The 7,645-nt window shown below is 63.3% G+C and carries 6 protein-coding genes and 1 pseudogene; 2 read left to right on the top strand and 5 right to left on the bottom strand.

Annotation, left to right across the window (positions count from 1 at the left end; translation table 11 throughout):
* Window positions 1-277: 277 nt before the first annotated feature.
* From RT028_RS19255 to RT028_RS19245, 3 genes are all read right to left on the bottom strand, one after another.
* The gene (locus tag RT028_RS19255; RefSeq protein ID WP_312936924.1) at window positions 278-1,522 is read right to left on the bottom strand and encodes a lipoprotein-releasing ABC transporter permease subunit; all 1,245 of its coding nucleotides are present in this window, start codon (window positions 1,520-1,522) and stop codon (window positions 278-280) included.
* A gap of 218 nt (window positions 1,523-1,740) precedes the next feature.
* Window positions 1,741-2,424 carry a lipoprotein-releasing ABC transporter ATP-binding protein LolD gene (gene lolD, locus RT028_RS19250; RefSeq protein ID WP_312936922.1) on the bottom strand — a complete coding sequence of 228 codons (684 nt, stop codon included), beginning with the start codon at window positions 2,422-2,424 and terminating at the stop codon, window positions 1,741-1,743.
* 7 nt (window positions 2,425-2,431) lie between these two features.
* Complete coding sequence (locus tag RT028_RS19245) at window positions 2,432-3,679, bottom strand: lipoprotein-releasing ABC transporter permease subunit (protein ID WP_312936920.1); 1,248 nt, start codon at window positions 3,677-3,679, stop codon at window positions 2,432-2,434.
* Window positions 3,680-3,910: 231 nt separating this feature from the next.
* Here RT028_RS19245 and RT028_RS19240 point away from each other — a divergent pair, with 231 nt between their 5' ends.
* Window positions 3,911-4,495: a PilZ domain-containing protein gene (locus RT028_RS19240; protein ID WP_312936918.1), complete on the top strand. Its 585-nt coding sequence runs from the start codon at window positions 3,911-3,913 to the stop codon at window positions 4,493-4,495.
* A gap of 30 nt (window positions 4,496-4,525) precedes the next feature.
* On the top strand, window positions 4,526-5,248 hold the full coding sequence (locus RT028_RS19235; RefSeq protein ID WP_312936917.1) for a glycerophosphodiester phosphodiesterase: 723 nt from the start codon (window positions 4,526-4,528) through the stop codon (window positions 5,246-5,248).
* 42 nt (window positions 5,249-5,290) lie between these two features.
* Here RT028_RS19235 and sthA read toward each other — a convergent pair whose 3' ends face one another.
* The gene (gene sthA / locus RT028_RS19230; RefSeq protein ID WP_312936915.1) at window positions 5,291-6,685 is read right to left on the bottom strand and encodes a Si-specific NAD(P)(+) transhydrogenase; all 1,395 of its coding nucleotides are present in this window, start codon (window positions 6,683-6,685) and stop codon (window positions 5,291-5,293) included.
* Between the two features lie 457 nt (window positions 6,686-7,142).
* Window positions 7,143-7,645: pseudogene (locus tag RT028_RS19225) on the bottom strand (glyceraldehyde-3-phosphate dehydrogenase); the annotation flags it as partial.

The raw sequence follows: 7,645 nt of genomic DNA, 5'->3' as shown, positions 1-7,645 counted from the left end.
AGTCGCGATGGACGGCGCAGCCGCCCCAATGGCGGCTATCCCATTCCTCCAAGTTGTACGGTGGTGTCTGTGCTGGGCCGGCTACGCCGTCCATCGCGACTAAAGTCGCTCCTACACGACACAAGCGGCCGGTCCGGCGCTCCGGTCAGCCGCGATGGCCGGCATAGCCGGCCTGATTCAGCCGCTGCGCACCGGCAGGTTGACCTAGGTTGCAGCCTTGGTTCGGCTGCGCCACCCCATCACCTCAGCTCAAGTGCAGCAGCCGAACCCCTCAGCATCACTCGTACCGCAACGCCATCGCCGGCTCCACCTGCGAAGCCCGATACGCCGGATACACCGTCGCCAGGAAGCTCATCACCAACCCCGCCGTGCAGATCAGCCCCACATCGCCCCATTGCAGTTCAGACGGCAGGCTGCTGATGAAGTACACATCGGAGGTGAAGATATGCTGGCCACTGACCCGTTCCAGCCAACCCACGATCTGGCTGACATTGAGCGCTGCCACGACGCCCAGCACACCCCCGATCAGCGTGCCGACGATACCGATCAGTGAGCCCTGCACCATGAACGTGCCCATGATCTGCGCGGGCGTGGCGCCAATGGTGCGCAGGATCGCGATATCCGCGCCCTTGTCGTTCACCACCATGATCAGCGTGGCGATGATATTGAAGGCTGCCACCGCGATGATCATCATCAGCAAGAGGCCGATCATGATCTTTTCCATCTTCATCGCACTGAACAGGCTACCTTGCGTGTGCGACCAATCGTCAGCGCGGTAAGCACTGCCCAGCTCGGCAGCAATCGCCTTGGACACCTGCGGCGCGGCATACAGGTCATGCAGCTTGAGGCGCACGCCCTGCACGCTACCGTCGGGCCAGCGTTGCATCTCGCTGGCGTCGGCCACGTTGATATAGGCCTGCGCGCCATCGAGCTCGGCGCCCACCTTGAAGATGCCGACCACGGTCAGGCGCTGCATGCGTGGGGTGATGCCGCCGGGCGCCTTGCTGATTTCCGGCACGATCAAGGTCAGCTTGTCGCCGGTGTTGAGGCGAAAACGCCGCGCGGTCAGCTCGCCGATCACCACACCGTACTGGCCCGGCACCAGCGACTGCAGGCTGCCCTGAACGATATGCTGGCCAACGATGGACACTTTGCTCTCTTCAGCCGGGTCGATGCCGCTGACCTGGATCGGCTGCATGGCGCCCTTGTACGAGAGCATGCCTTCCATGTCGGTGATCGGCGCGGCGGCCATCACGGCAGGGTTGCGCAGGGCGACATCGGCCACCTTGCGCCAGTCTTGCACCGGCTCCACGCCGAGCAGGCTGGCGTGGGGCACCAGACCGAGAATGCGTGAGCTCATTTCGCGCTGGAAGCCGTTCATCACCGACAGCACCACGATCATCGCCAGCACGCCGAGCGAGAGGCCGATCATCGAGGTCATGGAGATGAACGAGATGAAGTGATTGCGGCGCTTGGCACGGGTGTAACGGGCACCGATGAACAAGGGCAAAGGTCTGAACATGGACGAGAACACCCAGTGAATAAGTGAAAAAAAGTCAGTGGCCGACGCGGTTGTTCAGGCGTTGCCTGAAACGGCTTGAGCGGAGGTCGGGCGAGACTGCTGTCAACGCCGCACACCGAGCATCAAGGCGTTTCAGGCAGCGCCCGGGCCCGGCAGGCCGCGATCCGCACCGGGCCTGCATGAACGCGGCGAGTGCCGCGCATGCGGCGCCCGGCACTTCAGATCGGCACCAGGCGACCATCTTCCAGGCTCAGCACCCGATCCATCTGGCGCGCCAGGTTCAGGTCGTGGGTCACCACCAGAAACGCCGTCTGCGAAGACGTCGACAGCTCGCGCATCAACTCCTGAATGCCTTGGGCCGTGTTGTGGTCGAGGTTGCCGGTGGGCTCGTCGAGCATCACCAGGCCAGGGCGATTGACCAGGGCGCGGGCAATCGCCACACGCTGACGCTCACCGCCGGACAGCTCGGCCGGTTTGTGATCGAGGCGATGGCCCAGGCCCACGCGCTTGAGCAATGCACTGGCCCGCTCACGCGCCTCCGGGATGGGCGTGCGCCCGATCAGCAGCGGCATGCAGACGTTTTCCAGCGCAGTGAATTCGGCCAGCAGGTGGTGGAACTGATAGACGAAGCCCAGCGCGCGGTTGCGCAGCAGGCCACGGGCGCGCTCACCAAGCGCCGACAGCTCTTCGCCGGCCAGCCAGACGCTGCCCTGGCTCGGCGTGTCGAGGCCGCCCAGCAGGTTGAGCAAGGTACTCTTGCCGGAACCCGAACTGCCGACGATCGCCACGCGCTCGCCCGGCAGCAGTTCAAGCTGCAGGTTGGCCAGCACCTGCACGGATTCGGGGCCTTCCTCGTAGGACTTGCCCAGGTTGCGGCAACTCAATACGGCTTTATCACTCATGCGCGACTCACTCATAACGTAGCGCCTCTGCAGGCTGGGTGCGGGCCGCACGCCAGGCCGGATACAGGGTGGCGAGGAAACTCAGGGCCAGGGCCGCAGCGCAGATCATCCAGACGTCCTGGGGCAGGATCCGTGAGGGCAGGTAATCGATGAAGTAGACGTCGGCATTGAGGAATTTATGCCCGATCAGGCGCTCGATGCCGGCGATTACAGCGCTGACATTGAGCGCTGCGAGAATGCCGACCACGGCGCCAATGAACGTACCGACTACGCCGATCACGGTGCCCTGGACCATGAAGATGGCCATGATCTGCCCAGGTGTGGCGCCCAGCGTACGCAGGATGGCGATGTCACCGCGCTTGTCGTTGACCACCATCACCAGGGTGGAAATGATGTTGAACGCCGCCACCGCCACAATCAGCAGCAACAGCAGCCCGATCATGGATTTCTCCATGCGGATGGCCTGGTACAGATTGCCGTGGGTGCGGGTCCAGTCACGCGAGTAATACTCGCCGTCCAGCTGCTGGGCGATGTTGTAGGCCACGCGCGGTGCTTCGAACAGGTCGTCGAACTTCAGGCGCAGGCCTTGGACCTGATCGGCTTTCCAGCGGTGCAGGCGCGACAGGTCGGAGAGATTGGTCAGGCCCAGGTAGCCGTCGATTTCACCCGCACCGACGTGAAAGGTGCCGACCACGGTGAAACGCTTCATGCGCGGGAACATGCCGGCGGGCGTAACGCTGATTTCCGGTGCGACGAAGGTCAGCTTGTCACCGACCGCCACGCCCAGCTTGGCCGCGGCCTTGTCGCCGATCATGATGCCCCACTCGCCCGGCGCCAGCTTGTCGAGGCTGCCTTCGAGGGTGAAGCGGTCGATGATCGAGACCTTGCGCTCGAGTGCAGGATCGACGCCGTTGAGCAGCACCTTCTGCACCTTGCCTTCATGCGTCAGCAGGCCTTGCATCTGGGTGAAGGGAGCGACCTCCAGCACCTGGCGGTTCTGCTTGACGCGCTCGGCAACAGCCGGCCAGTTGTCGATCGGCTGGGCGGACTCGAGGGTGGCGTGGGGGATCATGCCGAGCACGCGGGTGCGCATCTCGTGATCGAAGCCGTTCATCACCGAGAGCACCACGATCATGACCACCACGCCCAAGGCGAGGCCGATCATCGAGGTCAGGGAAATGAACGAAACGAAATGGTTGCGGCGCTTGGCACGGGTGTAGCGCGTACCAATGAATACGAAGAGAGGTCTGAACATGTCGGGGCTTGTTCGGATGGAAAGGGACGTCTTTATGGCGAGGCGCCCACGTTGTACCTGATAAGCCTTGATGCTGGGTCAGGCTGCGTTGAAACGACCCCGGGATGCACATGTACATCCGTACACGCCGCCTCCACGGTCGCTTACCCTTGCCTGACCGGCGTCTCAAGTCTTTCCAGACAGAACCTGGCAGCTTTACACTCGGACCATCGCCGCTAACATGGGTTCACCATGACGACTCAAGACGAAGAAGAACGCCGCGAATACTACCGCATCGAAGACTCGATCGCACTGCAAATCAGCCCGCTGAGCGCTGCCGAGCTGGCCGATGCCGACCTCGTGCAAGCGGCTTCACCATTGGTCAGCCTGCTCAGCGAGCTGCACCTGGCCGACTTCGAGAGCCAGCACCTGCTGCGCCAGCTCAGCGACAAGGACCGCATCCTCGCCGCCTTCCTGCGCGCCCAGAGCAAGCGTGTCGACCTGCTCAGCGCGCTGGTTGCGCACAGCCTGCTGGGACAACTGGGCGAACCGCAGCCGGTGATGCTCAGCGAAGGCGGGCTCGATTCCACCAGCGCCCAGGCGATCGCCCCCGGCACGCGTGTCGCGGTGCAGATGGTGCTGATGCCCAGGGGCCACGCCCTGCTGCTGCGCGGGCGTATCACCCATTGCCAGGCGCACACCGACGGCAGCTATGCGCTGGGCACCGAATTCACCGACCTGACCGACGCCGAGCGCCAGCTGCTGGCCCGGCATATCCTTCAGCGTCAGCAACAGCAACGCCGCCAGGCCCTCGAACACAGCGATCCAACCCATTGAGCCCTGCTCTCTCGACCTGAAGGAACGAACGTGACACTCATCTATGGCCATCGCGGCGCCAAGGGCGAAGCCCCCGAGAACACCCTGAACAGCTTCCGCCAGTGCCTGTCCCATGGCGTGAACCGCTGCGAACTCGACCTGCACCTGTCAGCCGACAACGAACTGATGGTGATCCACGACCCGACGCTCAAGCGCACCACCGGCCGGCGCGGCAAGGTGGTCGAGCACACCGCCGCCGAGCTGATCGCCTACGACGCCCGCCAGGGTGGCCCAGGCTGGGTGCAGCCCTGCCCGATTCCAACCCTGCAGACGCTGTTCGAGCAATGCCCGTTCGAGCACTGGCAGCTCGAGGTCAAGAGCGCCTCGCGCACCCGCGCCGCCAGTACGGTACTGGCGATTCGCGAGCTGGCGCAGGCATTCGACATGCTCGACAAGGTCACCATCACCTCCGGTTCACGGGAAGTGCTGACGGCGGCCGTTGAGCTGGTGCCCGATGTGGCGCGCGGTCTGGTCGCCGATTACGCCTGGCTCGACCCCTTGAAGGTGGCGCAGAACTACGGCTGCGAACTGCTCGCGCTGAATTGGACGCTGTGCACACCGGAACGCCTGGCCAAAGCCCAGGCACTCGGGCTGCATGTGTCGGTATGGACGGTCAACGAGCCGGCACTGATGCACCGGCTGGCTGATTTTGGGGTCGACAGCCTGATTACAGACTTTCCCGGTTTGGCCAGGACCACCCTCGGCAAAGACTGAAATCACTCTCCCCGACCGGCTCAGGCGACCGGCCGGAGCCGGTCAAAAAAGCCGGTTCAGGCCGTCGTAGGCGGCCACCCGGTAGGCTTCGGCCATGGTCGGGTAGTTGAAGGTGGTGTTGACAAAGTACTTCAGGTTGTTCAGCTCGCCCGGCTGGCTCATCACGGCCTGGCCGATGTGCACGATCTCCGAGGCCTGGTAACCGAAGCAGTGCACACCCAGCACTTGCAGGGTCTCGCGGTGAAACAGGATCTTCAGCATGCCTTGCGGCTCACCGGCGATCTGCGCCCGGGCCATGCTCTTGAAGAACGCCTTGCCCACCTCGTACGGCACCTTGGCCTGGGTCAGCTCCTGCTCGTTCTTGCCCAGCGAGCTGATCTCCGGAATGGTGTAGATGCCGGTCGGCACGTCATCGACGAAGCGCCAGCTACCATTGTCGACGATGCTGCCTGCGGCCGAGCGACCCTGGTCGTGGGCGGCACTGGCCAGGCTCGGCCAGCCGATCACATCGCCCGCGCCATAGACGGTGCTGGCTTCGGTGCGGTAGTTCTCATCCACCTGGATCTGCCCGCGGCTGTTGACCTTGATGCCGATGTTTTCCAGGCCCAGCTTGTCGGTGTTGCCGGTCCGGCCGTTGCACCAGAGCAAGGCGTCGGCCTTGATCTTCTTGCCCGATTTGAGGTGCAGCACCACGCCATTGTCGAGGCCTTCGACGCGCTCGTAATCTTCGTTGTGGCGTACGGTGATGTTGTTGTTGCTGAAGTGGTAGCTCAACGCCTGGGAAATTTCCGAGTCGAGGAAGTTGAGCAACTGCCCGCGGTTGTCGACCAGCTCCACCAGCACACCCAGGCCACTGAAGATCGAGGCGTATTCACAGCCGATCACGCCGGCGCCATAGATGATCAGCTTGCGCGGGGTGTGGCTGAGGCTGAGGATGGTGTCGCTGTCGTAGACTCGCGGGTGGTTGAAGTCGATATCGGCCGGGCGATAAGGCCGCGAGCCGGTGGCGATGATGATGTGCTTGGCCACCAGGGTTTCGACCACGCCGTTCGGGCAGACCACTTCGATCGTCTGCTCATCGGCGAAGCTGCCGGTGCCGAAGAACAGGTCAACCCGGTTTCGGGCGTAATAGCCGGTGCGCGAGGCCACTTGCTTGGCAATCACCCGCTCGGCGCTTTTCAGCACATCCGGGAAGGAGAACCAGCGCGGCTCACCAATGGCACGGAACATCGGGTTGGTGTTGAACTGCATGATCTGCCGCACCGAGTGACGCAGGGCCTTGGACGGGATGGTGCCCAGGTGGGTGCAGTTGCCGCCGACCTGGCGACGGCTGTCGACCATTGCCACCTTGCGCCCGGCCTTGGCCGCGTTCATTGCCGCGCCTTCACCGGCAGGGCCGGACCCCAGCACCACCACGTCGTAGTTGTAGACAGCCATGCGTACTCCTTCAGAACGGGCCCGGCGGCCCAATGGCCGCGGGGCTTGGCCATGTCGCCGCAGCGGCATGGAAAAAATTCGGGTTGCAGTCTAAACAAGCCTGAACGCCGCGCACATTAACCCTTGGTCGCGTCGTAGGCCAATTCTGACTGCACTACATGTTCGTCGTACGCCTGCTCCCTGGCGACCGTTCATGCTCCAGATGCGCCACTGCAGCCCAAGTCGGGCAACGGGCGCCGCACGAGAAACGAGAACCTTTAGGGTCAATGTCCGTTAGTCAAGCAATTGGGGCCGCTTGGCGGCCCATCGCGGCTGAAGCCGCTCCTACAGGATTGCGCCTGTTCGTTGGAGCGGCTTCAGCCGCGATGGGCTGCCAAGCAGCCCCAATTAACGCTATTTCGCTTAACGACCGGTAATAACCCTAGGGCTCCCGTATCGTCCACACGCTACACGCCGATCAGCGCGGGAATGCAGGCGGGTTGACCCCAGCCATGTCTTCCATCACACGCACGACCTGGCAGCTGTAGCCGAACTCGTTGTCGTACCAGACGTACAGCACGACGCGGTTGTCGTTGGCGATGGTGGCTTCGGCATCGACCACACCGGCGTAGCGCGAGCCGACGAAGTCGGTGGACACCACTTCCTGCGAGCTGACGTAGTCGATCTGCTTGTGCAGCTCCGAATGCATGGCCGTCTGACGCAGGTACTCGTTGATCTCCTCGCGGGAGGTCGGGTGTTCCAGGTTCAGGTTCAGAATGGCCATGGACACGTTTGGCGTCGGCACGCGAATGGCGTTGCCGGTCAGCTTGCCCTTGAGCACTGGCAGCGCCTTGGCGGCTGCGGTGGCCGCGCCGGTTTCGGTGATGACCATGTTCAGGGTGGCGGCACGACCACGACGGCTGCCTTTGTGGAAGTTGTCGATCAGGTTCTGGTCGTTGGTGAACGAGTGAACGGTTTCGA

The organism is Pseudomonas sp. (assembly GCF_032058845.1).
Lineage (GTDB): Bacteria > Pseudomonadota > Gammaproteobacteria > Pseudomonadales > Pseudomonadaceae > Aquipseudomonas.
Note: the sequence above shows the minus strand (reverse complement) of the source record. Positions and strands in the feature narration are given on the sequence as shown.

Coding starts and splice junctions, on each gene's coding strand:
- RT028_RS19255 (WP_312936924.1), bottom strand. CDS start 1,522: ATGTTCAGACCTTTGCCCTTGTTCATCGGTGCCCGTTACACCCGTGCC.
- lolD (WP_312936922.1), bottom strand. CDS start 2,424: ATGAGTGATAAAGCCGTATTGAGTTGCCGCAACCTGGGCAAGTCCTAC.
- RT028_RS19245 (WP_312936920.1), bottom strand. CDS start 3,679: ATGTTCAGACCTCTCTTCGTATTCATTGGTACGCGCTACACCCGTGCC.
- RT028_RS19240 (WP_312936918.1), top strand. CDS start 3,911: ATGACGACTCAAGACGAAGAAGAACGCCGCGAATACTACCGCATCGAA.
- sthA (WP_312936915.1), bottom strand. CDS start 6,685: ATGGCTGTCTACAACTACGACGTGGTGGTGCTGGGGTCCGGCCCTGCC.